At 72.5% G+C, this 23,514-nt stretch carries 23 protein-coding genes; 11 read left to right on the forward strand and 12 right to left on the reverse strand.

The genetic code is table 11. The features are described from left to right. Positions 1-128 precede the first annotated feature (128 nt). The 3 genes from IE239_RS04775 to ctaC are packed head-to-tail and all read right to left on the reverse strand — an operon-like array spanning position 129 to position 3,216. On the reverse strand, positions 129-527 hold the full coding sequence (locus IE239_RS04775; protein ID WP_190147973.1) for a cytochrome c oxidase subunit 4: 399 nt from the start codon (positions 525-527) through the stop codon (positions 129-131). Next, positions 524-2,260: an aa3-type cytochrome oxidase subunit I gene (ctaD, locus tag IE239_RS04780; protein WP_190147974.1), complete on the reverse strand. Its 1,737-nt coding sequence runs from the start codon at positions 2,258-2,260 to the stop codon at positions 524-526. The genes IE239_RS04775 and ctaD overlap by 4 nt, the downstream gene beginning before the upstream one ends. Next, positions 2,257-3,216 carry an aa3-type cytochrome oxidase subunit II gene (gene ctaC, locus IE239_RS04785; RefSeq protein WP_190147975.1) on the reverse strand — a complete coding sequence of 320 codons (960 nt, stop codon included), beginning with the start codon at positions 3,214-3,216 and terminating at the stop codon, positions 2,257-2,259. The genes ctaD and ctaC overlap by 4 nt, the downstream gene beginning before the upstream one ends. 321 nt (positions 3,217-3,537) lie before the next feature. Between ctaC and IE239_RS04790 the strand changes: the two genes are divergently transcribed. Continuing rightward, positions 3,538-4,929 (forward strand): cysteine desulfurase/sulfurtransferase TusA family protein, encoded by a 1,392-nt coding sequence (locus IE239_RS04790; protein WP_190147976.1) that lies wholly within the window; start codon positions 3,538-3,540, stop codon positions 4,927-4,929. Positions 4,930-4,938: 9 nt separating this feature from the next. Here IE239_RS04790 and IE239_RS04795 read toward each other — a convergent pair whose 3' ends face one another. Next, positions 4,939-5,913 carry a carbohydrate kinase family protein gene (locus tag IE239_RS04795; protein WP_190147977.1) on the reverse strand — a complete coding sequence of 325 codons (975 nt, stop codon included), beginning with the start codon at positions 5,911-5,913 and terminating at the stop codon, positions 4,939-4,941. Positions 5,914-6,042: 129 nt separating this feature from the next. On the opposite strand from IE239_RS04795, the gene IE239_RS04800 reads away from it, so the two are divergent. After that, positions 6,043-6,252, forward strand: coding sequence for a hypothetical protein (locus tag IE239_RS04800; protein WP_190147978.1), 210 nt, complete (start codon positions 6,043-6,045; stop codon positions 6,250-6,252). A gap of 140 nt (positions 6,253-6,392) precedes the next feature. Further along, the gene (locus tag IE239_RS04805) at positions 6,393-8,372 is read left to right on the forward strand and encodes a hypothetical protein (RefSeq protein WP_190147979.1); all 1,980 of its coding nucleotides are present in this window, start codon (positions 6,393-6,395) and stop codon (positions 8,370-8,372) included. Positions 8,373-8,478: 106 nt separating this feature from the next. Here the strand turns inward: IE239_RS04805 and IE239_RS04810 are convergent, their stop codons facing one another. Continuing rightward, on the reverse strand, positions 8,479-8,835 hold the full coding sequence (locus tag IE239_RS04810) for a HesB/IscA family protein (RefSeq protein WP_190147980.1): 357 nt from the start codon (positions 8,833-8,835) through the stop codon (positions 8,479-8,481). Between the two features lie 291 nt (positions 8,836-9,126). Between IE239_RS04810 and nadA the strand changes: the two genes are divergently transcribed. Further along, the gene (nadA, locus tag IE239_RS04815) at positions 9,127-10,311 is read left to right on the forward strand and encodes a quinolinate synthase NadA (RefSeq protein ID WP_190147981.1); all 1,185 of its coding nucleotides are present in this window, start codon (positions 9,127-9,129) and stop codon (positions 10,309-10,311) included. 130 nt (positions 10,312-10,441) lie between these two features. Here the strand turns inward: nadA and IE239_RS04820 are convergent, their stop codons facing one another. The 4 genes from IE239_RS04820 to IE239_RS04835 form a co-directional block, all read right to left on the reverse strand. Then, complete coding sequence (locus tag IE239_RS04820) at positions 10,442-11,125, reverse strand: response regulator (RefSeq protein ID WP_190147982.1); 684 nt, start codon at positions 11,123-11,125, stop codon at positions 10,442-10,444. Further along, on the reverse strand, positions 11,122-12,360 hold the full coding sequence (locus IE239_RS04825) for a sensor histidine kinase (protein WP_190147983.1): 1,239 nt from the start codon (positions 12,358-12,360) through the stop codon (positions 11,122-11,124). The genes IE239_RS04820 and IE239_RS04825 overlap by 4 nt, the downstream gene beginning before the upstream one ends. Positions 12,361-12,466: 106 nt before the next feature. After that, positions 12,467-12,745 carry a PspA-associated protein PspAA gene (gene pspAA, locus IE239_RS04830; RefSeq protein ID WP_190147984.1) on the reverse strand — a complete coding sequence of 93 codons (279 nt, stop codon included), beginning with the start codon at positions 12,743-12,745 and terminating at the stop codon, positions 12,467-12,469. Between the two features lie 34 nt (positions 12,746-12,779). After that, positions 12,780-13,577 carry a PspA/IM30 family protein gene (locus tag IE239_RS04835; protein ID WP_190147985.1) on the reverse strand — a complete coding sequence of 266 codons (798 nt, stop codon included), beginning with the start codon at positions 13,575-13,577 and terminating at the stop codon, positions 12,780-12,782. A gap of 302 nt (positions 13,578-13,879) precedes the next feature. Between IE239_RS04835 and IE239_RS04840 the strand changes: the two genes are divergently transcribed. Continuing rightward, on the forward strand, positions 13,880-14,473 hold the full coding sequence (locus IE239_RS04840; RefSeq protein ID WP_190147986.1) for a DUF3043 domain-containing protein: 594 nt from the start codon (positions 13,880-13,882) through the stop codon (positions 14,471-14,473). A gap of 83 nt (positions 14,474-14,556) precedes the next feature. Continuing rightward, positions 14,557-15,258 (forward strand): methyltransferase domain-containing protein, encoded by a 702-nt coding sequence (locus tag IE239_RS04845; protein ID WP_190147987.1) that lies wholly within the window; start codon positions 14,557-14,559, stop codon positions 15,256-15,258. Positions 15,259-15,452: 194 nt separating this feature from the next. Here the strand turns inward: IE239_RS04845 and IE239_RS04850 are convergent, their stop codons facing one another. Continuing rightward, on the reverse strand, positions 15,453-15,665 hold the full coding sequence (locus IE239_RS04850) for a hypothetical protein (protein WP_190147988.1): 213 nt from the start codon (positions 15,663-15,665) through the stop codon (positions 15,453-15,455). Between the two features lie 114 nt (positions 15,666-15,779). Here IE239_RS04850 and IE239_RS04855 point away from each other — a divergent pair, with 114 nt between their 5' ends. Further along, entirely contained in the window at positions 15,780-16,997 is a 1,218-nt protein-coding gene (locus tag IE239_RS04855) for a bifunctional adenosylcobinamide kinase/adenosylcobinamide-phosphate guanylyltransferase (RefSeq protein WP_190147989.1), read from the forward strand. 18 nt (positions 16,998-17,015) lie between these two features. Here the strand turns inward: IE239_RS04855 and IE239_RS04860 are convergent, their stop codons facing one another. Then, positions 17,016-17,915 carry a class I SAM-dependent methyltransferase gene (locus IE239_RS04860; RefSeq protein WP_190147990.1) on the reverse strand — a complete coding sequence of 300 codons (900 nt, stop codon included), beginning with the start codon at positions 17,913-17,915 and terminating at the stop codon, positions 17,016-17,018. A 204-nt stretch (positions 17,916-18,119) separates the two neighbouring features. Here IE239_RS04860 and cobT point away from each other — a divergent pair, with 204 nt between their 5' ends. From cobT to IE239_RS04875, 3 genes are all read left to right on the forward strand, one after another. Then, positions 18,120-19,271, forward strand: a complete 1,152-nt coding sequence (gene cobT, locus IE239_RS04865; RefSeq protein WP_190147991.1) for a nicotinate-nucleotide--dimethylbenzimidazole phosphoribosyltransferase — start codon at positions 18,120-18,122, stop codon at positions 19,269-19,271. 82 nt (positions 19,272-19,353) lie between these two features. After that, positions 19,354-21,153 carry a phosphatidylglycerol lysyltransferase domain-containing protein gene (locus IE239_RS04870; RefSeq protein ID WP_190147992.1) on the forward strand — a complete coding sequence of 600 codons (1,800 nt, stop codon included), beginning with the start codon at positions 19,354-19,356 and terminating at the stop codon, positions 21,151-21,153. Continuing rightward, positions 21,117-21,896: a hypothetical protein gene (locus IE239_RS04875; RefSeq protein WP_373308054.1), complete on the forward strand. Its 780-nt coding sequence runs from the start codon at positions 21,117-21,119 to the stop codon at positions 21,894-21,896. Before IE239_RS04870 ends, IE239_RS04875 begins: the two co-directional genes overlap by 37 nt. Here IE239_RS04875 and IE239_RS04880 read toward each other — a convergent pair. Further along, positions 21,794-22,558, reverse strand: a complete 765-nt coding sequence (locus IE239_RS04880) for a hypothetical protein (protein ID WP_190147994.1) — start codon at positions 22,556-22,558, stop codon at positions 21,794-21,796. The two genes, IE239_RS04875 and IE239_RS04880, sit on opposite strands and share 103 nt — an antisense overlap. A 67-nt stretch (positions 22,559-22,625) precedes the next feature. Between IE239_RS04880 and IE239_RS04885 the strand changes: the two genes are divergently transcribed. Further along, entirely contained in the window at positions 22,626-23,486 is an 861-nt protein-coding gene (locus IE239_RS04885; RefSeq protein WP_190147995.1) for an adenosylcobinamide-GDP ribazoletransferase, read from the forward strand. The last annotated feature ends 28 nt before the right edge of the window (positions 23,487-23,514 follow it).

The following is a 23,514-nucleotide window of genomic DNA, read 5'->3' on the forward strand; positions in this document are numbered from 1 at the left end:
TTCACGCTAGGGAGCGGGGTCGGCCGCGGCGCGCTGGGTGACACGGACGGAGGACGCCCGGTACGGCAAAAGCGTGAGCCCGGACCCTCCTGACGGAGTGTCCGGGCTCTCGCCGCGTGTCACGCGTGCTACTGGGTGCGGTTCTCACCGCGGTAGTACTCGAAGACCCAGCCCCACAGGCCGATCACGATCAGCGGGGCGGAGAAGTAGAGCAGCCACCAGCCGACCGCGACACCGAGGAAGGCCATGGCGCCGCCGATGGCGAGCGACAGCGGCTGCCAGCTGTGCGGGCTGAAGAAGCCCACCTCGCCGGCGTCGTCCGCGACGTCCGCCTCCTTGTTGTCCTGCGCGCCCGCGTCGACCCGCCGGGCGGTGAAGCCCAGGTAGAAGCCGATCATGATGGCAAGGGCGAAGGACAGGAAGAGGGCCGTGGTACCGGCCGGCTCCTTCGACCACACGCCGTAGACGATCGCCATGACGAGCAGGAAGACGCTCAGCCAGACGAACATCTTGCCCTGGATCTTCACTTGCCGGCCTCCTTGCTGCCCGCGACGGCGCTGACGCCGTGGCCGCTGTGCTCCAGCTGCTCGAGCGCGGCGATCTCCGGGTGGTGCAGGTCGAACGCCGGGGATTCACTGCGGATCCGCGGCAGGGTGAGGAAGTTGTGGCGCGGCGGCGGGCAGGAGGTGGCCCACTCCAGGGAGCGGCCGTAGCCCCACGGGTCGTCGACGCCGACCGGCTTGCCGTACTTGGCGGTCTTCCACACGTTGTAGAAGAACGGCAGGACGGACAGACCGAGGACGAACGAGCTGATCGTCGAGATCGTGTTCAGGGCGGTGAACCCGTCCGCGGCCAGGTAGTCCGCGTAACGGCGCGGCATGCCCTCGGCGCCCAGCCAGTGCTGGACCAGGAAGGTGCCGTGGAAGCCGATGAACAGCGTCCAGAAGGTGATCTTGCCGAGGCGCTCGTCGAGCATCTTGCCGGTCATCTTCGGCCACCAGAAGTGGAAGCCGGAGAACATCGCGAAGACGACGGTGCCGAAGACGACGTAGTGGAAGTGCGCCACCACGAAGTACGAGTCCGACACATGGAAGTCCATCGGCGGCGAGGCCAGGATGACGCCGGTCAGACCGCCGAAGGTGAAGGTGACGAGGAAGCCGGTCGCCCACAGCATCGGCGTCTCGAAGGACAGGGAGCCCTTCCACATCGTGCCGATCCAGTTGAAGAACTTCACGCCGGTCGGAACGGCGATGAGGAACGTCATGAAGGAGAAGAACGGCAGCAGCACGCCTCCGGTGACGTACATGTGGTGCGCCCACACCGTCACGGACAGACCCGCGATCGAGATCGTCGCCGCGATCAGTCCCATGTAGCCGAACATCGGCTTGCGGGAGAAGACCGGGATGACTTCGGAGATGATGCCGAAGAACGGCAGGGCGATGATGTACACCTCTGGATGGCCGAAGAACCAGAAGAGGTGCTGCCAGAGCAACGCCCCTCCGTTCGCGGCATCGAAGACATGCGCCCCGAACTTCCGATCCGCCTCCAGCGCGAACAGCGCGGCGGCGAGGACGGGGAAGGCCAGCAGGACCAGGACGGCCGTCAGCAGCACGTTCCACACGAAGATCGGCATGCGGAACATCGTCATGCCCGGAGCGCGCATGCAGATGATCGTGGTGATGAAGTTGACCGCGCCGAGGATGGTGCCGAAGCCGGAGAAGGCCAGACCCATGATCCACAGGTCGGCGCCGATGCCCGGGGAGCGGACCGCGTCCGAGAGCGGGCTGTAGGCGAACCAGCCGAAGTCGGCGGCGCCCTGCGGGGTGAGGAAGCCGCCCACCGCGATGGTCGAGCCGAACAGGTAGAGCCAGTAGGCGAACATGTTCAGCCGCGGGAACGCCACATCGGGCGCGCCGATCTGCAGCGGCATGATCCAGTTCGTGAAACCGGCGAACAGCGGCGTCGCGAACATCAGCAGCATGATCGTGCCGTGCATCGTGAACGCCTGGTTGAACTGCTCGTTCGACATGATCTGCAGGCCCGGACGGGCCAGCTCGGCGCGCATGAGGAGCGCCATGACTCCGCCGACGCAGAAGAACGCGAACGACGTGACCAGGTACAACGTACCGATGGTCTTGTGGTCGGTGGTCGTCAGCCACTTCACCACGACGTTGCCGGGCTGCTTGCGCCTGACCGGCAGCTCGTTCTCGTACGAGTCCTCAGCTGCGGAGGCACCCTGGGGTTCGTTGAGGATGCTCACAGGACGTTCGACTCCCGGTTCTTCTCGGGGCTCGTTTGCTCGATGCCGGCCGGAACGTAACCGGTCTGCCCGTTCTTCGCGAGGTCCTTCAGGTGCTGCTGGTAGCGCTCCGGAGAGACGACCTTCACGTTGAAGAGCATCCGGGAGTGGTCCACGCCGCAGAGCTCGGCGCACTTGCCCATGAAGGTGCCCTCGCGGTTGGGGGTCACCTGGAAGGAGTTGGTGTGGCCCGGGATGACGTCCTGCTTCATCAGGAACGGCACCACCCAGAAGGAGTGGATGACGTCACGCGAAGTGAGGACGAAGCGGACCGTCTTGCCCTTGGGGAGCCAGAGGGTCGGACCCGGGTTGTTCGTCTGCGGGTTCCGCTCACCGGGGGTGCCGCAGGTGTAGACGCCGCCCGCGTCGGACGGGAAGTCCTTCTTGAACCGGTTCGGGATCGCGGCCAGGTTCGCGTCGGTCTTCGCGTCCCCGTCGGAGCCGTCGACCTTCTCGATGTAGTTGAAGCACCAGCTCCACTGGAAGCCGACCACGTTGACCGTGACGTCGGGCTTCTTGTCGAGGCTCAGCAGCTTCGACTCGTCGCGGGCGGTGAAGTAGAACAGCACCGAGACGATGATGATCGGCACGACCGTGTACAGCGCCTCGATGGGCATGTTGTACCGGGTCTGCGGAGGGATTTCGACCTTTGTGCGGCTGCGCCGGTGGAAGAAAGCACTCCACAGGATCAGGCCCCACACCAGCACGCCGGTGGCCAGCGCGGCGGCCCACGATCCCTGCCACAGGGAGAGGATCCGCGGAGCCTCTTCTGTGACCGGGGTGGGCATGCCAAGGCGGGGGAAGTCCTTGTATGTGCAACCGGTGGCGGTCGCCAGGACCAGGCCCGCGGTCATTGCCTGCAGCAGCTTCCGCCGCATCGGGCGCCGCGGCGAGCGGTCGGAGCCGTTGGGACTCACGTAGCGCCTTCCCGAGAGTCTCGCCCGCGCGGTTGGCTGCGGCCTGCCTTCTCGCTGGTCGGTCGCCGCCCTGCGTCGGGCAGGGGTTTGGATGTTTATGCGGACCAAACCCTAGCCGACGCCCTTCGGGGGGTCGCGGGGAGGGTGGCATACGCGCCGCGGGTCACCCCGAAGGGGTGGGCGGAGCGCCCGCCGTCGCCTAATAGCTCGTCAATGCGGCTTGTGCGACCGCCGCCGGGTCGCGCGGCGGCCGCGCGACGGAACCGCGGATCGAAGCCGCCCGCGCCTCTGTCCGGCCGCCGTACGTTCTACGGTTGCCGTGTGTCCTACTTCGACGCCGCATCCGCCGCTCCCCTGCATCCCGTCGCCCGTCAGGCCCTGTTGGCCTCGCTCGACGAGGGGTGGGCAGACCCTTCACGGCTGTACAGAGAGGGGCGGCGGGCGCGGATGCTGCTGGACGCGGCGCGTGAGGCGACCGCCGAGGCGGTGGGCTGCCGGCCGGACGAACTGACCTTCACCTCGTCCGGAACCCGTGCGGTGCACACCGGGATCGCGGGCGCGTCGGCCGGACGGCGACGGATCGGACGTCACCTGATCGTGTCAGCCGTCGAACACTCCTCGGTGCTGCATTCGGCCGAGGCGTTCGAGGCGGCGGGCGGCGCCGTGACCCGGGCGCCGGTGACCAGGACCGGCGCGGTCTGCGTCGAGTCGTACGTCGACGCCCTGCGGTCCGACACCGCGCTGGCCTGTCTGCAGTCGGCCAACCACGAGGTGGGCACCGAGCAGCCGGTGGCGGCGGTGGCCGAGGCGTGCCGGGAGGCGGGGACGCCGCTGCTGGTGGACGCGGCCCAGTCGCTGGCGTGGGGGGCGGTGGAGGGGCCCTGGTCCCTGCTGACGGGCAGCGCTCACAAATGGGGCGGGCCGTCGGGGGTGGGGCTGCTCGCGGTGCGCAAGGGCGTGCGGTTCGCGCCTCAGGGGCCGGTGGACGAACGGGAGTCGGGGCGGGCGGCCGGGTTCGAGAACCTTCCGGCGATCGTGGCCGCGGCGGCCTCGCTGCGGGCGGTGCGGGCGGAGGCTGCGGCCGAGGCGGCGCGGCTGCGGGACCTGACGGCACGGATCCGGGCGCGGGTGGCGGACGTCGTCCCGGACGTGGAGGTGGTCGGGGACCCGCATCGGCGGCTGCCCGGGATCGTCACGTTCTCCTGTCTGTACGTCGACGGGGAGGCTCTGCTGCACGAGCTGGACCGGGCGGGCTTCTCCGTCTCGTCCGGGTCGTCCTGCACCAGCAGCACGCTGACGCCCAGCCATGTGCTCAGGGCGATGGGCGTGCTGAGTGAGGGGAACGTGCGGGTTTCGCTGCCGTGGGGAGCCGCCGAGGAGGATGTGGAGAGGTTCCTCGCCGTGCTGCCGGAGGCGGTGGCGGGGGTGCGGGACAAGCTCGGGGCGCCCGGGTCCCCGGCCACGCCGACGGCGGCGGACGCACGGGGCACGGGGCTCGTCGTGGACGCGCTGGGCAGGCGGTGCCCGATTCCCGTCATCGAGCTGGCGAAGGTCATCGGAGACGTGCCGGTCGGCGGCACGGTGCGGGTGCTGTCCGACGACGAGGCGGCCCGGCTCGACATCCCCGCGTGGTGCGAGATGCGGGGACAGGAGTATCTCGGCGAGGAGCCGGCGGACCGCGGCGCTGTCTACGCGGTCCGCCGGACGTCCTGAGTCAGGTCGTCAGGCCAGGTGCTTGCGGACCTCGGCGGCGGCCTCGTCGCCGTACGCGGTGGCGAAGCGGTCCATGAAGTGGGCGCGGCGCAGCTGGTACTCCTGCGTGCCGACGGTCTCGATGACGAGGGTGGCGAGCATGCAGCCGATCTGGGCGGCGCGCTCCAGGGAGACGTCCCAGGCCAGCCCGGAGAGGAAGCCGGCGCGGAAGGCGTCGCCGACGCCGGTGGGATCGGCCTTGCGCTCCTCCTGCGGGCAGCCGACCTCGATCGGTTCCTCGCCGGCGCGCTCGACACGGACGCCGCGCGCGCCGAGGGTGGTGACGCGGTGGCCGACCTTGGCGAGGATCTCGGCGTCCGACCAGCCCGTCTTGGACTCGATGAGGCCCTTCTCGTACTCGTTGGAGAACAGGTACGTCGCGCCCTCCAGCAGTATGCGGATCTCCTCGCCGCCCATCCGGGCGATCTGCTGCGAGAAGTCGGCGGCGAAGGGGATCGAGCGGGAGCGGCACTCCTCGGTGTGGCGGAGCATCGCCTCCGGGTCGTCGGCGCCGATCAGGACCAGGTCCAGGCCGCCCACGCGGTCGGCCACGGTCTTCAGCTCGATGAGACGGGCCTCGCTCATCGCGCCGGTGTAGAAGGAGCCGATCTGGTTGTGGTCGGCGTCGGTGGTGCACACGAAACGGGCCGTGTGCAGGGTCTCGGAGATGCGGACGGACTCGGTGTCGACGCCGTGCCGGTCCAGCCAGGCCCGGTACTCGTCGAAGTCGGCGCCCGCGGCGCCGACCAGGATGGGCCGGGTGTCCAGCTGCCCCATGCCGAAGGCGACGTTCGCTCCCACGCCGCCCCGGCGCACGTCGAGGTTGTCGACGAGGAAGGAGAGCGAGACCGTGTGCAACTGGTCCGCGACGAGCTGGTCGGCGAAGCGGCCGGGGAACGTCATGAGGTGGTCGGTCGCGATGGAGCCGGTGACTGCGATGCGCACGGCGTGGACTCTCCTGTGGGGAGGGGGATTGACAGTTCACGCTACCCGGTCCGTCCGCGGCACTGAAGCAGACGAAACTACCCGATAGTAGATCTTTCTTCGCAGGCGGGGCGTGCATACGGTTCGGGTATGACGAACCTCGAGTTCCACGCCCCCCGGTCGGCCGAGTTCGACGGCGGCCTGGCGTCGCTGCGCGGCGACTGCGCCCGAATGGCTCCGCACTGGGCGGCCCCGGAGAAGATCCTTTCCCGTCCGGTCTCCCCGTCACTCATCCACGGCGTGAACGTCCCCGAGAGGTCCGCACGGCTGCTGGAGGCCATGCCCGAGTACGGCAACTAGGAGCGGCGGGCGGCCCCGCTCGCGCATTTCTCCGGCACGGCGCTCGGAAGGGAACCGTGCGCTCCCTCGCCGCGTCCCATCGGCGTCCCTCGTCAAGGGGATGCGGGGTACGACAGCAGGGCAGCCGAAGGAGCGATGCGGTGAACACCGAGCGACCCGAGACCGACGACGCCGCGCGCGAGCCGGAGAAGACGGGTTCCGAGGAGACGACGGCCGAACAGGCCGAGGCCGAGGAGGCCACGGCCGAACGGGCGGAGGCCGAGGAGACGACGGCTGAGCAGGCGGCGGCCGAGGAGACGACGGCTGAGCAGGCGGCGGAAGAAGAGAAGGAGTCCGCAGCGGCTTCGGCCGAAAGGGTGACGTCCGGGGAGGCTTCGGCAGAGACGGACGGGGCCGGAGAGGCTTCGGCCGACCGGACGGCGGCCGGGTCCGCGACGGCCGCGGTTTCACAGGAGCGGGACGCCGCCGACGGGGAATCCCGTCACGGATCCGGCGACGAGCCGTCCGCCGCAGGGGCCGGGACCGCACCGGAGACCGCCCGCGTGACCGCACCCGAGGCCGCTTCCGGCGCCCCCGTCCACGGGCACGAGGGCGAGGACGAGGGCAGGGACGGGGGCAGGCACGACGACGAACCCGTCGTCGCTCACTCGGGCGGCGGCGAGGTCTCCGCCGGCTCCCGGCGTCGCTCCCCCGTGCTCATCGCCACCGTCGCGGCCGCCGTGCTGCTGGTGGGCGGCGGCGGGGCCGCTCTCACGTCCGGCGCCCTCAGCGGTTCCGGCGGCGGCCCCGGAGCCGGAGCCCCCTCCGGTGACGGCACACCCGCCGGCCTCGCCCTGGACGACTACCCGGCGGGCACGGGTGCACCCGAGGGCGCCGGCCACGGCATCGCACCCGGTGAGCCGAACCCTTACGGGGTGACGTACAAGGCCGCCGGCACGCTGCCCGCCGGTCCCGGGTCCGCGCCCGTGTACTGGGCGCGGGGCGAGGTCGCCGCGCGGGACGTGGCCGGGCTGGCGAAAGCGCTGGGCGTCCAGGGGACGCCGGTGGCCGACGGGGATGCCTGGAAGGTCGGCGTCGGCAACGACGGCTCGGGTCCTGTGCTGCGGGTGAACCGGCAGGCGCCGGGCATGTGGACGTTCACCCGGTACGCGCCCGGCACCGACGACTGCACGGGCGGCGCCGTCAAGTGCACCGGGGAGTCCGCGACCCCGGGTGGCGCCCCGGTGAGCGAGGCGGCCGCGAAGAAGGCCGCGGCGCCGGTCCTCGAGGCGGTGGGCCAGGACGACGCCAAGATCGACGCGAGCCAGGTCATGGGCGCCCAGCGGGTGGTGAACGCCGATCCGGTGATCGGCGGTCTGCCCTCCCACGGCTGGACGACCGGGATCCGCGTCAGCGCGCAGGGCGAGGTCGTCGGCGCGGACGGGCAGCTGGCGACGCCGGTGAAGGGTGCCACGTACCCCCTGCTGAGCGCCCGGGAGGCGCTGGACGCGCTGAACGCGGCGCCCGGCGGCGGCCACCGGATGGGCATCGGCGGATGCGCCGCTCCGGTGCCGCTGAAGGACCGGCTGGAGAGCCCGTGCGGGACGTCGACGGGCGCGGCACGGCAGACGGCGACGGTGGAGGACGCGGTGCTCGGCCTGGCCCCGCACTCTTCGGGCGGCCGGCAGGTGCTCGTGCCGTCCTGGCTGTTCGAGGTGCGGGCGGCGGGCTCGACGGCCGGTCACACGGTGACGCAGCCGGCCGTCGAGCCCGCGTATCTGAAGCCCGCGACCACGCCCGCGCCCACTCCGACCCCGCCCGGCACGTCCGGCACGTCCGGCACGTCCGGCGAGCGGAACGTGCACGTGGAGGGCTACACCGTCGAGGGCGGGGAGCTGACCGTCGGCTTCACCGGCGGGGTGTGCGCCGACTACAAGGCGACGGCGGTGGAGACCGGGAGCGAGGTGAAGGTCACCGTGACGCAGACACCGTGGCCCGACAAGGTCTGCATCACGCTCGCCAAGCAGTACCACCAGGTCGTGCGACTGGACGAGGCGCTGGGCAGCCGCAAGGTGGTCGGCTCGGACGGCAGGGCCGTCCCGCTGGAGAAGGCGGGGGCCAGGCTGCCGCAGACCCGGTAGCGCCTGCCCGCCGCCGGCGGCTCGGCCGCGGTGGCGAACGCGAAAGGCGGCGGCCCCCTTCGGAGGGGGCCGCCGCCTTTCGCGTCGTCCGGCGGGTGCGGCGGACCTAGTTGAAGGAGTCGCCGCAGGCGCAGGAGCCCGTCGCGTTCGGGTTGTCGATCGTGAAGCCCTGCTTCTCGATCGTGTCGACGAAGTCGATCGACGCGCCGCCCAGGTACGGGGCGCTCATGCGGTCGGTGACGACCTTGACGCCGTCGAAGTCCTTGACGACGTCGCCGTCGAGGGAACGCTCGTCGAAGAAGAGCTGGTAGCGCAGGCCGGAGCAGCCGCCGGGCTGAACGGCGACACGCAGGGCCAGGTCGTCACGGCCTTCCTGGTCGAGCAGGGCCTTGACCTTCGCCGCGGCGGCGTCGGACAGGATGATGCCGTCGGTGACGGTGCTGGTCTCGTCCGATACGGACATCTACATCTCTCCCGGGTTGTACGGAGACTGCTTGCCGACGGTTCCAACCGACGGGGCCGCGGATTCATTCCGGGCCGGGCTGTCGTCTTCGTCGTCAGCTGCCGTCTTCCTGGTCAGCTGTCGCCCTCGTCGGCTCGGTCGTTCCCTTCTCATGCTCGCACACCCGGATGCGGGGCGAAAACGCCTCACGGGGATTCATGTCACACCGACGCTATGACCATCGTCAAAGTGACGTGAAGCAGGTTATGATAGATAACGTCAATTCGACGAAAAGTAGAAAGGGTGCGTGTCGTGACCACCGCCCAGACCACGGAACTCGACGTACAGCCGACTCCGCTCGCCCTGTTGCTGCTCGGCCGCGAGGCCGACCCGAGGAGCGAGCGGGGCGTCGAGTGCCCCGGCGACCTGCCCTCGCCCTCCGACCCGGATCTGGTCGAGCGTGCCCGCGCCGCGAAGGCGAAGCTCGGCGACAAGGTCTTCGTGCTCGGCCACCACTACCAGCGCGACGAGGTCATCCAGTTCGCCGACGTCACGGGCGACTCCTTCAAGCTGGCCAGGGACGCGGCCGCCCGCCCGGAGGCCGAGTACATCGTCTTCTGCGGTGTGCACTTCATGGCCGAGTCCGCCGACATCCTGACGTCGGACGACCAGAAGGTGGTCCTGCCCGACCTCGCCGCGGGCTGCTCGATGGCCGACATGGCCACCGCCGAGCAGGTCGCCGAGTGCTGGGACGTGCTGACCGAGGCGGGCGTGGCCGAGCAGGTCGTCCCCGTCTCGTACATGAACTCGTCCGCGGACATCAAGGCGTTCACGGGCAGGCACGGCGGCACGATCTGCACCTCGTCCAACGCCCGGCGGGCCCTGGAATGGGCCTTCGAGCAGGGCGAGAAGGTGCTCTTCCTGCCGGACCAGCACCTCGGCCGCAACACCGCCGTCCGCGACATGGGCATGTCCCTGGAGGACTGCGTCCTCTACAACCCGCACAAGCCGAACGGCGGGCTGACCGCCGAGCAGCTGCGCGACGCCAAGATGATCCTGTGGCGCGGCCACTGCTCGGTGCACGGCCGCTTCAGCCTGGAGTCGGTCGAGGACGTCCGCGCCCGGATCCCCGGCGTGAACGTGCTCGTGCACCCGGAGTGCCGGCACGAGGTCGTGGCCGCGGCGGACCACGTCGGCTCGACCGAGTACATCATCAAGGCGCTGGAGGCGGCCCCGGCCGGCTCCAAGTGGGCCATCGGGACCGAGCTGAACCTGGTGCGCCGGCTGGCGAACCGTTTCGCGCCCGAGGGCAAGGAGATCGTCTTCCTCGACAAGACGGTCTGCTTCTGCTCGACCATGAACCGCATCGACCTCCCCCACCTGGTGTGGACCCTGGAGTCCCTCGCCGAGGGCAAGCTGGTCAACCGGATCGAGGTCGACGAGGAGACCGAGGCGTACGCCAAGCTGGCGCTGGAGCGCATGCTGGCGCTGCCGTAGGACCGGCCCGGCCACAGGAGCCCCCTTCCGCCCGGACGCGACCGGCCTGACAGCGTCCGTCCGCCCGGAAGGGGCTCCCGGGTCACGGCGCAGCACTCCGGGCCGGGCAGCGGGTTCCTCGCCCGGGGTGTCAGTCCGTCCTCGGGCGCACCAGGCCCGACTCGTAGGCGATCACCACGAGCTGGGCCCGGTCGCGGGCGCCCAGCTTGGCCATGGCCCGGTTGACGTGCGTCTTCACGGTGAGCGGGCTGACTTCCAGACGCTCGGCGATCTCGTCGTTGGAGTGGCCGCCGGCTACCTGCACGAGAACTTCGCGCTCGCGCACGGTCAGCGCGCCCAGCCGGGCGTGGCGGGCGGGGCCGTGGTCGTCGTCCGCCGCGCCGCCCTGGGCGAGGAAGCGGGCGATGAGGCCCTTGGTGGCGGTGGGCGAGAGCAGCGCCTCGCCGCCCGCCGCGATCCTTATCGCGCTGAGCATCTCCTCCGGCTCGCTGCCCTTGCCGAGGAAGCCGGAGGCGCCGGCCCGCAGCGACCGCACGACGTAGTCGTCCACCTCGAAGGTCGTCAGGATGACCACCCGCACATGGGCGAGGGAGGGGTCGGCGCTGATCAGGCGGGTCGCGGCGAGTCCGTCCGTGCCGGGCATGCGGATGTCCATCAGGACGACGTCGGCGCGTTCCCGCCTCGCCAGTGCGACCGCCTCCGCGCCGTCGGACGCCTCGCCGACCACCTGCATGTCGGGCTCGGAGTCGACGAGCACCCGGAACGCGCTGCGCAAGAGCGCCTGGTCGTCGGCGAGCAGGACGCGGATGGTCATACGAGATCCTCTGCGGTGCGGGGCGCGGCGGTACGGGCGCGGGTCCTGACCGGCAGGATCGCGTGGACGCGGAAGCCGCCCCCGTGGCGCGGGCCGGTGGTGAGGGTGCCGCGCAGGGCGGTGACGCGTTCGCGCATGCCGAGCAGGCCGTGGCCGCCGCCGGCCGGCGGGCTCTCCTCGTCGGCCGGCCGGCCGTCGTCGAGAACCGTGACCTCGATGTTCGGCCCCACGCGCACGACGCTGACCTCGGCCTTCGCCGCGGGCCCCGCATGTTTTTGGATGTTGGTGAGAGCCTCCTGGACGACCCGGTAGGCGGCCAGTCCGACGGCGGCGGGGAGTTCGGCGCCGTGGTCGGGGCGGGCCACCTCGACCTGGAGGCCGGCGCTGCGGAAGGTGCCGACGAGTTCGTCGAGCCGGTCCAGTCCGGGGGCGGGCTCGGTGGGGGCCTCGGGGTCGCCGGACTGGCGCAGCAGGCCGACGGTGGCGCGCAGTTCGTTGAGCGCGGAGCGGCTGGCCTCGCGGACGTGCGCGAGGGCCTCCTTGGCCTGGTCGGGCCGCTTGTCCATGACGTGTGCGGCGACTCCCGCCTGGACGTTGACCAGGGCGATGTGGTGGGCGACGACGTCGTGGAGATCGCGGGCGATGCGCAGGCGCTCCTCGGCGACCCTGCGGCGGGCCTCCTCCTCGCGGGTGCGCTCCGCGCGCTCGGCGCGGTCCCGGATGGCCTGGACGGCGGCCCGACGGCTGCGGACGGCGTCCCCGGCGGTGGCGCCGATGCCGGTCCAGGCGAGGATGCCCAGGTTTTCCTGGGCGTACCAGGGCAGCGGTCCGGCGAGCATGGCCGCGCCGGTGAGCACCGTCATGGTGAGCAGGCCGGCGCGCACGGTGGTGGGGCGGTCGGTGGCGGCCGCGACGGTGAACAGGGCGACGACGGCGGACATGGCGACGGGGGCGCGGGGGTCGCCGGTCACGGACTCGACCACGGAGGCGGCCCCGGTGAGGGCGAGGACCGTCATGGAGGCGCTGCGGCGGAAGACGAGGGCGACGGCACTGAAGGTCATCAGCAGCAGGCTGAGCGGGTCCGGACTGCGGATGCTCCAGCTGACGCTCTGTTCTCCGTGCGGGTCGACGAAGGAGCCCGCGAGCATGCAGAGCAGCACGCCTGCCGCGAGGGAGGCGTCGAGTGCCAGCGGATGGGCCTTCAGCTGGTGCCGGGCCCGGGCGAGGGGGGTCACCGAGGGGTCACTTCTCAGTTGCCGTCGCTTTCCTTGCCGTGGCCGGGGGCGGTGGTTCCCGAGCCTGCCCTCGCGCCGCCTCGGGGAGCCGCCCCGGGCGGCCTGCTCACCCGGGGATCAGGCCGTTGCCGCTCAGCATCTCCCGGACTTCCGCCAGGCTCGCGTCCGGGGACGGGAGGATGAGCTCGGAGGGTTCCAGGGCGTCGTCCGCAAGGGGCTCGCCGAGACGGCGGACGGCGTCCAGGAGGCCGCCGAGGGTGCGCTGGAAGCCCTCCTCGTCGCCGCTCTCCATCTCCGCGAGCAGCTCGTCGTCGAGCTTGTTCAGTTCGACGAAGTGGGAGTCGGCCAGCTTCCACTGGCCCTCCCCCATGATCCGTACGATCACGTCGCCCTCCTCGGCTCGGGGCCCCGGCCCAGGGCTACTGCTTGTCGAAGCGCGGGGTGTCCTGCGGCTGCTGCTGGGACTGCGACGGGCTCGTGCCGCCCTCGATGGCCTGCTGTCCGGAGGACGAGCCCCCGGCGAGCTCCGCCTTCATGCGCTGCAGTTCCAGCTCCACATCCGTACCACCTGACAGCCGGTCCAGCTCGGCCTGGAGGTCGTCCTTGGCGATGCCGGTCGGGTCGTCGAGGGCGCCGGAGGCCATGAGCTCGTCGAGGGCGCCGGCCCGGGCCTGGAGCTGGGCGGTCTTGTCCTCGGCGCGCTGGATGGCCAGCCCGACGTCGCCCATCTCCTCGGAGATGCCGGAGAAGGCCTCGCCGATGCGGGTCTGGGCCTGGGCGGCGGTGTACGTGGCCTTGATGGTCTCCTTCTTCGTACGGAAGGCGTCCACCTTCGCCTGGAGGCGCTGCGCCGCGAGCGTGAGCTTCTCCTCCTCGCCCTGGAGCGTGGAGTGCTGCGTCTCGAGGTCGGTGACCTGCTGCTGGAGCGCGGCCCGGCGGGAGAGCGCCTCACGGGCGAGGTCCTCGCGGCCGAGGGCGAGGGCCTTGCGGCCCTGGTCCTCCAGCTTGGTGGACTGCGACTGCAACTGGTTGAGCTGCAGCTCCAGGCGCTTGCGCGAGGTCGCGACGTCGGCGACGCCCCGGCGGACCTTCTGCAGGAGCTCCAGTTGTTTCTGATACGAGTAGTCGAGGGTTTCGCGCGGGTCCTCGGCCCGGTCAAGGGCCTTGTTCGCCTTCGCGCGGAAGATCATCCCCATACGCTTCATGACACCGCTCATGGGCTTCGCGCGCCCCCTTCTGACGGACTCCGGCTCTCAGGTCTGCGACAGAACCCACAGTACGGGCCCTGCATCCATTGACGCACTGTTCGGGGGCGGATGCGCTCCTCCCCAAGGACGACTGGCCGGGCCCCCTGCTCCGGCGTGAGGAGTAGGTGACTCTCAGGGTGAGCAGTAGGTCACGCTGTGCCCCCGCTTCCTCGTTTCTCGACCGGTCTGTCCCTTGTCCAGACGACCGGTGTTGCCGGATCGTTCCCGTCCGGGCTGGGGTCCATGCCCGGGAGCGCTTACCCTTGGGTTTTGTGTTCCGTAGCCGTGCCAAGGAAGAGAAGGCCCCCGCCGACGCGGTGGTGACCGACTCCAAGCAGCCCCGCGACCCCCAGGCGAAGAAGGGTCGGCCCACGCCCAAGCGCAGTGAGGCCCAGTCCCAGCGCCGCAGCGTCGCCAACACGTCGATGTCGCGCAAGGACGCGGCCAAGCGCCAGCGCGACGAGCGCCGCGCCCAGATGGACCGGCAGCGTCAGGCGCTCGCCGGCGGGGACGAGCGGTATCTGCCGGCCCGTGACAAGGGGCCGGTCCGCAAGTTCGCGCGCGACTTCATCGACGCGCGGTTCAACGTGGCGGAGTTCTTCCTGCCGATGGCCGTGGTCATCCTCGTGCTGAGCGTGGTGCGGGTGGGCTCGCTGCAGACCATCGCGCTGCTGCTGTGGCTGGTCGTGATCGTGCTGATCGTGCTGGACTCGCTCGTCACCGGCTTCCGGCTGCGCAAGCGGCTGGCCGAGCGCTTCGAGGGGCAGAACCGCCGGGGCGCGGTGGCGTACGCGCTCATGCGCTCGCTGCAGATGCGCCGCCTCCGGCTGCCGAAGCCCCAGGTCAAGCGTGGAGCGCAGCTCTGAGCACTGCGGCTTTCTCCGGGGGTGCGGCCAAGGCGTGGCTCAGCAGGCTGGGCGGGCTGCGTGACGTCGTACGTCAGGAGCTGGTGGCCCGGCAGCTCGACGAGCAGATAGCGGGGCGTTACCCGGTCGGTCAGCGGCTGCGGGTGCTCGACGTGGGCATGGGCCAGGGCACGCAGGCGCTGCGGCTGGCCCGGCTCGGGCATCAGGTGACCGGTCTCGAACAGGACGCGACGATGATCGCCGCGGCCCGGGAGGCGCTGTCCGGGGAGCCCGAGGGCATCCGGGACCGGATGCGGATCATCGAGGGCGACGGCCGCGACACCGGGGTGCACTTCCTGCCCGGCAGCTTCGACGTGGTGCTGTGCCACGGCGTGCTCATGTACGTCGAGGAGCCGGACGCCCTGCTCGCGGGGCTCGCCAGGATGCTGGCCCCCGGCGGACTGCTGTCGCTGCTGGTGCGCAACGCGGACGCGCTGGCCATGCGGCCGGGCGTCTCCGGGGACTGGCAGGGCGCGCTGGGCGCGTTCGACACCGTCTCCTATCGCAACCGGCTCGGTCTGGACGTACGGGCGGACCGGCTGGCGACGCTGACGGACGCCCTCGCCGGGATCGGGGCGCCGCTGCAGGCCTGGTACGGCGTAAGGGTCTTCACGGATACGGCCCCGGACACGGCGGAGATCCCCGACGACGTCGAGGACCTGCTGGCCGCCGAGGAGCGGGCCGGGCGCACCGATCCCTACCGTCAGGTGGCGGCACTGCTGCATCTGTGCGGCGTGCGCGGCTGAGCGCACGCCCTGGGCGCGCTGCGCGCGTCGGCGTGCGCCGCGCCCGTCCGGGTGAACGGCGGGCGGGGTGACCGGCGTCCGGCCGGGCCTGTGCCTGGCCACGAGCGTTCGTCAGAGGCCGTTCGTCGAAGGGCCGTTCGTCCGGACCGGGCGAGGTGGGCGAGCCTGTTCCGGCCCGGTCCGGACGGGAAGTCCTACGCCTCGTTGGCCTGCAGGCTCATCGGACCGTAGATCTCGGTGGAGTCCTCGAAGAGCCGGACCTGGTCGGCGCCGCCTTCGAGAAGGTCCTTCCAGACTTCCCCGATCCAGGACTCGGCGTCTCCCTGCGTGGTGAACTCCTCGGGCTGTACCGCGGGTTGGACCTCCGTCCCGTCGGCCTTCTCGAACCGCCACGCCCATGCCGCCATGTACGCCTCCCAGCTGTGACCACGTGCAGAGCAGAAGCCGGATCGAGGTCCGGCTTCTGCTCCGCAGCCTAGCCGGATGCGCAAGACCTGGTCGGACGCGCGAAAATCAGGTTCGTGGAAGTCACTCTGCTCGGTACCGGCGCCCCGGCGGGCCTGCCCCGCCCCGACTGCTCCTGCGCGGTGTGCGCGACCTCGCTCGGCGCGCACGCGCGCGCGGCGACCGCGTTGCTCCTGGACGGGGCCCTGTTGCTCGATCTGACTCCGGGGGCTGCGTTCGCGGCCGCACGGGCGGGGCGTTCGCTGGGCGGGGTGGGTCGGGTCCTGCTGACGCACCCGCACGACGGGCCACTGGTGGAGGTGCCGCCCGGGCTGCCGCAGCCCGCCCGGGCGTCGGACGGAGGGCACGTGTCGCTGCCGACGGGGCACCGGGTGCGGGCGGTGGCGATGGACGCGCCGGGCACGGGGTACGCGGTGACGGGCCCCGACGGGCAGCGGCTGCTGTATCTGCCGCCCGGCGGCGCGCCGGCCGGCCTGGAGGAGGGCTCGGAGCCGGCCGAGCGCTACGACATGGTCCTCCTGGACGTGGTGGGACGGCCGGACGGGCTGGCGAGGCTGCGTGCGGTGGGCGCGGTGGGAACGGCCACGGACGTGGTCGCCGTGCATCTGGACCACGACGTGGCGCCGGGCGCGGAGTTGCGGCGGCGCCTCGCGGCGGCGGGCGCGCGGGCGGTGCCGGACGGGTCGACGCTGACGATGGGGGCGTCCGACGAGGCGGCGGACGTGCCGGACGTGCCACGGCGGACGATGGTGCTGGGCGGGGCCCGGTCGGGGAAGTCGGTGGAGGCCGAGCGGCGGTTGGAGTCCTTCCCCGGCGTGCTGTACGTCGCCACCGGAGGCGCCCGGGGCGGCGACGCCGAGTGGGCCTCGCGGGTGGCCGCGCACCGGGAGCGGCGGCCGGGGTCGTGGCGGACGACGGAGACCTGCGACCTGGCGCCGCTGCTGGCCCAGGAGGGGGCGCCGCTGCTGATCGACTGTCTGTCGCTGTGGCTGGCGGACGTCATGGACCGGGTCGGGGCGTGGGACGACGCGGTGTGGGCGGACGGCGGCGAGCGCGCACTGCGTTCGCACGTGGCGGAGTTGGCGGGGGCGGTGCGCTCGGCCCGGCGGACGGTGGTGCTGGTGTCCAACGAGGTGGGTTCGGGGATCGTGCCGGCGACGGCGTCGGGGCGGCGTTACCGGGACGAGCTGGGGCGGTTGAACGCGGCGGTCGCGGACGAGTGCGAGCAGGTCGTGCTGGTGGTCGCGGGGCAGGCGCTGGTGCTCCGCGGGTGAGGACGGGGCCCGGCCGGCTCAGGCGCGGCGCGCGACGATCCGGTAGGCGTTGGAGAAGCGGGTGCGGCGCAGGGCCGGGGCCAGGAGGTGGTCGAGGGCCGCGGCCGGGGCGGTCAGGGATCCGGCCGCCCGGGGCAGGCGGGTGCGCCGGGCGAAGAGCGCGGCGGCGGCCGCCAGGTCCCGCGGGGCGTGCGCGGCCCTGCGGTCCGTGACGACGATCTCGCAGCCCCGCGCCACCAGTTCGGCCCGGAGGTTGGCCAGGGGGATCAGATGGAGGTGGCGGGGCTGGTCGTAGGAGTGCCACCACTTGCCGAGGACGCGCGCGGACGCGCTGGCGGGGTCCGGGAGTTCGAGCAGCAGGTGGCCGCCGGGACGCAGGGCCGTCAGCGCCGCCGCGAGCTCCTCTCGGGGATCCCGGGTGTGCTCCAGGTGGTGGAGCATGCTGACCACGTCGTAACGGCCCCGCAGCCCGGCCAGGATCCGAGGGGACGTCAACGGCCCCACGTGGGCCTCGTCGAGCCGGCCCGCGGCCCTCGCCCGCTCCGCCCTCGGGGTCGGGTCGACCCCGTCGAACGCCGTGTAGGCGAACAGTCGCCGGGCCGCCGCGGGGAAGAGCGCGTCCCCCGTCCCGACGTCCAGCCAGCTCTCCGGCTCGGGAAAGCGCAGCATGGTCCGGGCGGTGGACTCCAGGCGTCTGCGGTCGGCGGGCCGGTTCTCCTCGGCGGCGTAGAGCTCCAGACCCTCGGGGGTCAGACACGGGTTCTGGAAGGAGTGCGCGCAGTCCCGGCACTCGTCGACGACGAACGTGCCGGGTCGGCGCAGGCGCAGATCCGGTGCGCGCAGCCGGGTGCGCAGGCGCTTGGAGCCGCACCAGGGGCAGTCGTCGCGGCGCGGCTCGTGGACGGGCCTGAGAGGCATGAGCGGCTCCGGGGCGCGGGGGCGGGGGCGGGGGGACGGGACGGGACGGGAGAGGGGTGGAGCAGGCGCGTGGGCGCGCGACGAGCGTCGATATACGGCAAAAAGCGAACGTATGGGATACCGGTGCGGGGTGCAACGACGTCGCGCCGGTGTGGTGGCGACGGGGCGCGGAACCGTTCGATCGGTGCCGGTACTGTTCGGCGAATGAGCTCGCTTAATCTCGACGACTTCACCGATCTGATCGAGCGCCCCGACGGCGGGACACGCCGTGACGCAGAGGCGCGCCGGGAGCGTCAGATCGTGCCGCCCGGCTCGCTGGGGCGCCTGGACGACCTGGGTGAGTGGCTGGCGGCGGCGCAGGGCTCGTCGCCGGTGCGGCCGATCGATCGGCCGCGGGTGGTGCTGTTCGCCGGCGACCACGGCGTCGCCGGGCTCGGCGTCTCCGCCCGGCCCGCGGGCAGCGCCGCGGAGTCGGTGCGGGAGGTCCTGGAGGGCGGCCGTCCGGTGTCCGTGCTCGCCCGTCGGCTCGGCGTGCCGGTGCGGGTGGTGGACATGGCGCTGGACTGCGAACCGGACGCGTTCCCGCCGGACGTCGTGCGGCACCGGGTGCGGCGTGGCAGCGGTCGTATCGACGTCGAGGACGCGCTGACGCTCCCGGAGGCCGAGGCCGCCTTCCTGGCGGGCGTGGCCGTCGCGGACGAGGAGGCGGACTCCGGCACGGATCTGGTCGTGCTCGGCGACGTCAGCGTGGGCGGGACGACGGCCGCGGGCGTGCTGGTCGCCGCGCTGTGCGGGACCGACGCGTCCGTGGTGACCGGGCGTGGCGGCGAGGCGATCGACGACCTGGCGTGGATGCGCAAGTGCGCCGCGATCCGGGACGCGCTCAGGCGGGCGCGGCCGGTGCTCGGGGACCAGCTGCAACTGCTGGCGACGGTGGGCGGCGCCGACCTCGCGGCCATGACGGGTTTTCTGCTCCAGTGCGCGGTGCGGAAGTTGCCGGTGGTCCTGGACGGGGTCGTGGCGGCCGCGTGCGCGCTCGTCGGGCAGCGGGTCGCCTTCCGGGCGCCCGACTGGTGGCTGGCCGGCCACAAGAGCGGTGAACCGGGGCAGGCGAAGGCACTCGATCGGATGGCTCTGGAACCGCTGCTGGACCAGGGCGTGACGCTCGGGGAGGGCGCGGGGGCGCTGCTCGCGCTGCCGTTGGTGCAGGCCGCGGCCGCGCTGGCCGCGGAGCTGCCGGAGAAGCCCGAGGCGGCCGACGAGAAGGCCGGCGAGGACCACGCGGGCGACGAGGGCGCCGACGGCGGGGCCGACGGCGGGGCCGACGCTACCGTGGAGGGATCCGCGGCCGAGTAGGACAGCGCACCAAAAGGGACAGGCAGGACAGGCAGCTACAAAAGAGCTGTTTCCCGGAAGTGCACCCATATGATCACCGATCATGGGCAACTCCCGGGGCGCCGCCGCCTTCGCCGTCTGGTACCTGCGGGCCGTCGCGTTCGTCAACTTCCTCAGTGCGGTGTGGGTCTCCCTGGGGCAGGACGTGCGGCGGCACAACCAGGAGGACCTCTTCACGCCGTACCTGCTCACCGCCGGGTTCGCGTCGGGGGCCTTCACCGCGTTCCTGGCCGTCACCATGCGGCGGCGCAAACGGGCCGCATGGATCCTGAACCTCTGTCTGAGCGGGGCGTTCCTCGGCCTGTTCGCCCTGGCCATGGCGTTCCCGGAGATCCGGCGCCGTCCCCAGAACTGGGTCTCGCTCGCGCTGACCGCCGCCTTCGTGGCCGCGCTGGTCGCCGGGCGGCGGGAGTTCTACGCGAAGGGCGACCGGTCCAACCCGAAGCTCGCCGCGGCCGTCGGGGCAGGCGGGCTGCTGGCCGCGTCGCTGCTGGCCGCGCTGCTGGTGACGGCGACCGACCGGTCGTCCGCGCCGTCCACCTTCCTCGAGCGCTGGCGCTACGGCGCGCTGCGGCTCGTCTCCGTCACCGCGGACGACTACCGCGTCGCCGGGATCGCCCCTCCCACCTGGGTGGACGTCGGCGTCAACGTGCTGAGCACCGTGCTCGTCCTCGCGGTCCTGTACGCCGCCTTCCGCTCCCGGCGGGCCGTCGACCCGCTCACCGAGGACGACGAGAAGCGGTTGCGGGAGCTTCTCGACCGGCACGGCGAGCGGGACTCGCTCGGATACTTCGCGCTGCGCCGGGAGAAGAGCGTGCGCTGGTCGCCGACCGGGAAGGCGGCCGTCGCCTACCGCGTGCTGGGCGGGGTGTCGCTGGCCTCCGGGGATCCGCTCGGCGATCCGGAGGCCTGGCCCGGGGCCATCGAGCCGTGGCTCGCCGAGGCGCGGGCGCACGGCTGGATCCCGGCGGTGATGGGGGCGAGCGAGGAGGCCGGGACGGTGTACGCCCGGCACGGGCTGGACGCGCTGGAACTCGGCGACGAGGCGATCGTCGACGTCGCCGAGTTCACCCTGGAGGGGCGCGCCATGCGGACCGTCCGGCAGGCCTGCAACCGGGTGCGGCGGGCCGGGTACACCGTGCGCGTCCGCCGGCACGAGGACATCCCGGCCGACGAGATGGCCTCCCTGGTGCGACGCGCCGACGACTGGCGGGACGGAGCCGCCGAGCGCGGGTTCAGCATGGCGCTGGGCCGGCTCGGGGACCCGCGCGACGGGCGCTGCGTGATGCTGGAGTGCGCCGACGCCGGGGGCGAGCCGCGGGCGCTGCTCTCGTTCGTGCCGTGGGGGCCGCACGGGCTGTCCCTCGACCTGATGCGCCGGGACCGCGCCTGCGACAACGGACTGATCGAGTTCATGATCATCGAGTTGCTCCGGCTGGCCCGGAACGGCGAGGAGAGCCGGAAGGACGGCGAGGGCCGGTGGGACGGCGAGGACCGGGGGGCCGGCGAGGACCGGGGGGCCGAGGGGATCCGGGTCACGCAGGTCTCGCTGAACTTCGCGGTGTTCCGCTCCGTGTTCGAGCGGGGCGGGCGGCTCGGCGCCGGGCCGGTGCTGAGGCTGTGGCGGTCCCTGCTCGGCTTCTTCTCACGCTGGTGGCAGATCGAGTCGCTGTACCGCGCGAACGCCAAGTACCGGCCCATCTGGGAACCGAGGTTCCTGCTCTTCGAGAAGAGCGCGGACCTGCCCCGGATCGGTGTGGCGGCCGCGCGGGCGGAGGGGTTCCTGGAGACGCCGGGGCTGCCGCAATGGCTGCGCCGCAGGCGTCCGGGGAACCGTCGGTGAGTCGGATCGTCCGCTGGGCCCGGGCCGAGTGGGGGCCGTTGTACACGGCCGCGCGCGAGCCGCTGAAGGCGCGGCGGTGGCGGGCGGCCCCGATGACCCTGGCGGCGGTGTGCCTGACGTCGGCGACCCAGATCGTGCAGAACCAGCCGTGGGGTTACCAGCCGGTCCAGGACCTCGGGGCGGTGCGGGCCGAGGACCCCCTGGGGGTCGCCCTGCTGCGGACCCCGTTGTCGCTGTTCGTCCCCGCGCTGGACCTGCCGGTGTGGGGCGCCCTGGCGCAGATCCTGGTGGTGTTCGGGATCGCGGAGCTGTGTCTGGGCTGGTGGCGGACCCTCGTCATCGCCTACGCCGCCACCCTCGCCGGGACGCTGTACGCGCGCGTGGGCATCGCCCTCGGTCCGCACGGCCCCTTCGGGCTGCCCCCTTCCGACGCCCTGGTGGTGGACACCGGCCCGTCGGCGGCGGTGGTCGGCCTCGCGGTGTTCCTGGGCTGGCGCCATCGCGCGTACGCGACGGCGGCCGCGGTGATCGTCGTGATGGCCGTCGAGGTCGCCCTGAAGGGCAATCTGGCGGGCAAGGAGCATCTGGCGGCCATCGTCGCGGTCCTGGCGCTGTGCGGGGCCGCGCAGGCGCGCCGGCGTCAGCGCCGCCCGGCGGAGGCGGTGAGTTCCGCGTCCGTCTTGCCGCCCAGCCAGTCCCCCACCAGCCGGCGCGGGCGGGCCCAGCGCCGGTCGTGCCGGTAGGCGCGCAGCGTCGCCCTCGCCCGCGCGCGGGGGCGGCGCCGGTAGAACCGGCGGGCCCACGGCGAGCCGGGCCGGGCCAGCCGGACGAGGCCGATCAGGCCCAGGAAGGGCACGAAGACGCTGAAGACGGCCGTCGTGAGCTTGCCCTTGGTCAGCACGGCCACCGAGAAGAGGAGGTTGACCGCGACGGTCGCGAGGACGCTTCCGCGGTTGTCGAGTTCCTCCTGGCTCATGTTGTTGACGCCGAAGGGCGCGAAGCCCACCAGGAGCAGTCCGCCCAGCGCAGCCGTCAGGACCACGGCTTCCACGCTCTTGCGGCCCGCCTCCGTCCAGTACACGTCGTCCAGGTGCAGGATCAGCGCGAACTCGTCGAGGACGAGCCCCGTCCCGATGCCGAAGACCACCGCGCAGGCGCTCGAGCCGAAGCCGTACTGCCCGCTGGCCACCGCGCCGAAGCCGCCCGCGACGGTCAGGACGACGCCCGGCACCACGTGGTGGATGTGCACGCCGCCGGAGCTGATGTTGCCGAAGGGGCCCTTGCCGGCCCGGATCAGCCGGGTGATGACCCGGGTGATCAGGAAGGTGAGCACGAACGCCGTCAGCGCGAGGAGCAGGGGCAGCTTGCCCGGTTCGACGACGTTGCGCTGCAGCCAGTGCCCCATGCCGTCAGTCTCGCGGGCGCCGGGGCGGGCTGCCTCACGGCTGCGGCGTCCGGGCTAGTCTGCCGCCGTGTCCACGACCTCGCCCCTCGACGGCCTCCGCTTCGCGTTCGGGACCCTGACCGCGCTCCCGGTCAGGGTGACCCGCTGGGACCGTGCGGCCGCGCGGGGGGGCATGCTGAGCGCGCCCCTGGTCGGGCTGGTGGTCGGCGGCTGCGCGGCCGGGCTCGGGCTGCTGCTGCTCCGGCTGGGCGCGAGCCCGCTGCTGGCCGCCGTCGCCTCCGCCGCCGTGCCCGCCGTCCTCACCCGCGGGCTGCACCTGGACGGGCTGGCCGACACCGCGGACGGCCTGGGCAGCGGGAAGCCCGCCGAGGACGCGCTGCGGATCATGAAGCAGTCGGACATCGGCCCCTTCGGCGTGCTCACCCTCGTTCTGGTGCTGCTGGCCCAGGTGGCCGCGCTGTCGCAGCTCTACGACAGTTCGTGGGCCCTGGGCGCGCTGGCCGCCGTGGTCTCGGCCGTCGCCGCCCGTCTGGCGTTGACCCTGGCCGCCCGCGACGGGGTGCCGCCCGCACGGCCGGAGGGGCTGGGCGCCGCGGTGGCGGGGGTGGTGCCGGTGCGCGGCGCGGTCCTCGCCGCCGGCCTGGTCGCGCTGGCCGCGGCGGGCGCCGGGGGCTGGTGGGGGCCGTACGGGAGCGGGGCCGTCGTCCTGATCGGACCGGGAACGGCCGGGGCGGGGGCCGCGGGGGCCCCTTTCGAACCGTACGACGCCGTGGGGCCGGTGCTGGCGGTCCTCGCCGCCGTCGTCGCCGCCGAACTCCTCCTGCGGCACTGCACGCGCCGGTTCGGCGGGGTCACCGGGGACGTCTTCGGCGGCCTGGCGGAGACGGCGGCGACGACCGCTCTGATCGTGCTCTGCCTGGGGCGCTAGGGCCTTTCCCCCGGAGCCGGTTGGGGGC

Origin of the sequence: Streptomyces humidus (genome assembly GCF_014649655.1) — a bacterium.
In the GTDB taxonomy this organism is placed as follows: Bacteria; Actinomycetota; Actinomycetes; order Streptomycetales; family Streptomycetaceae; genus Streptomyces; species Streptomyces humidus.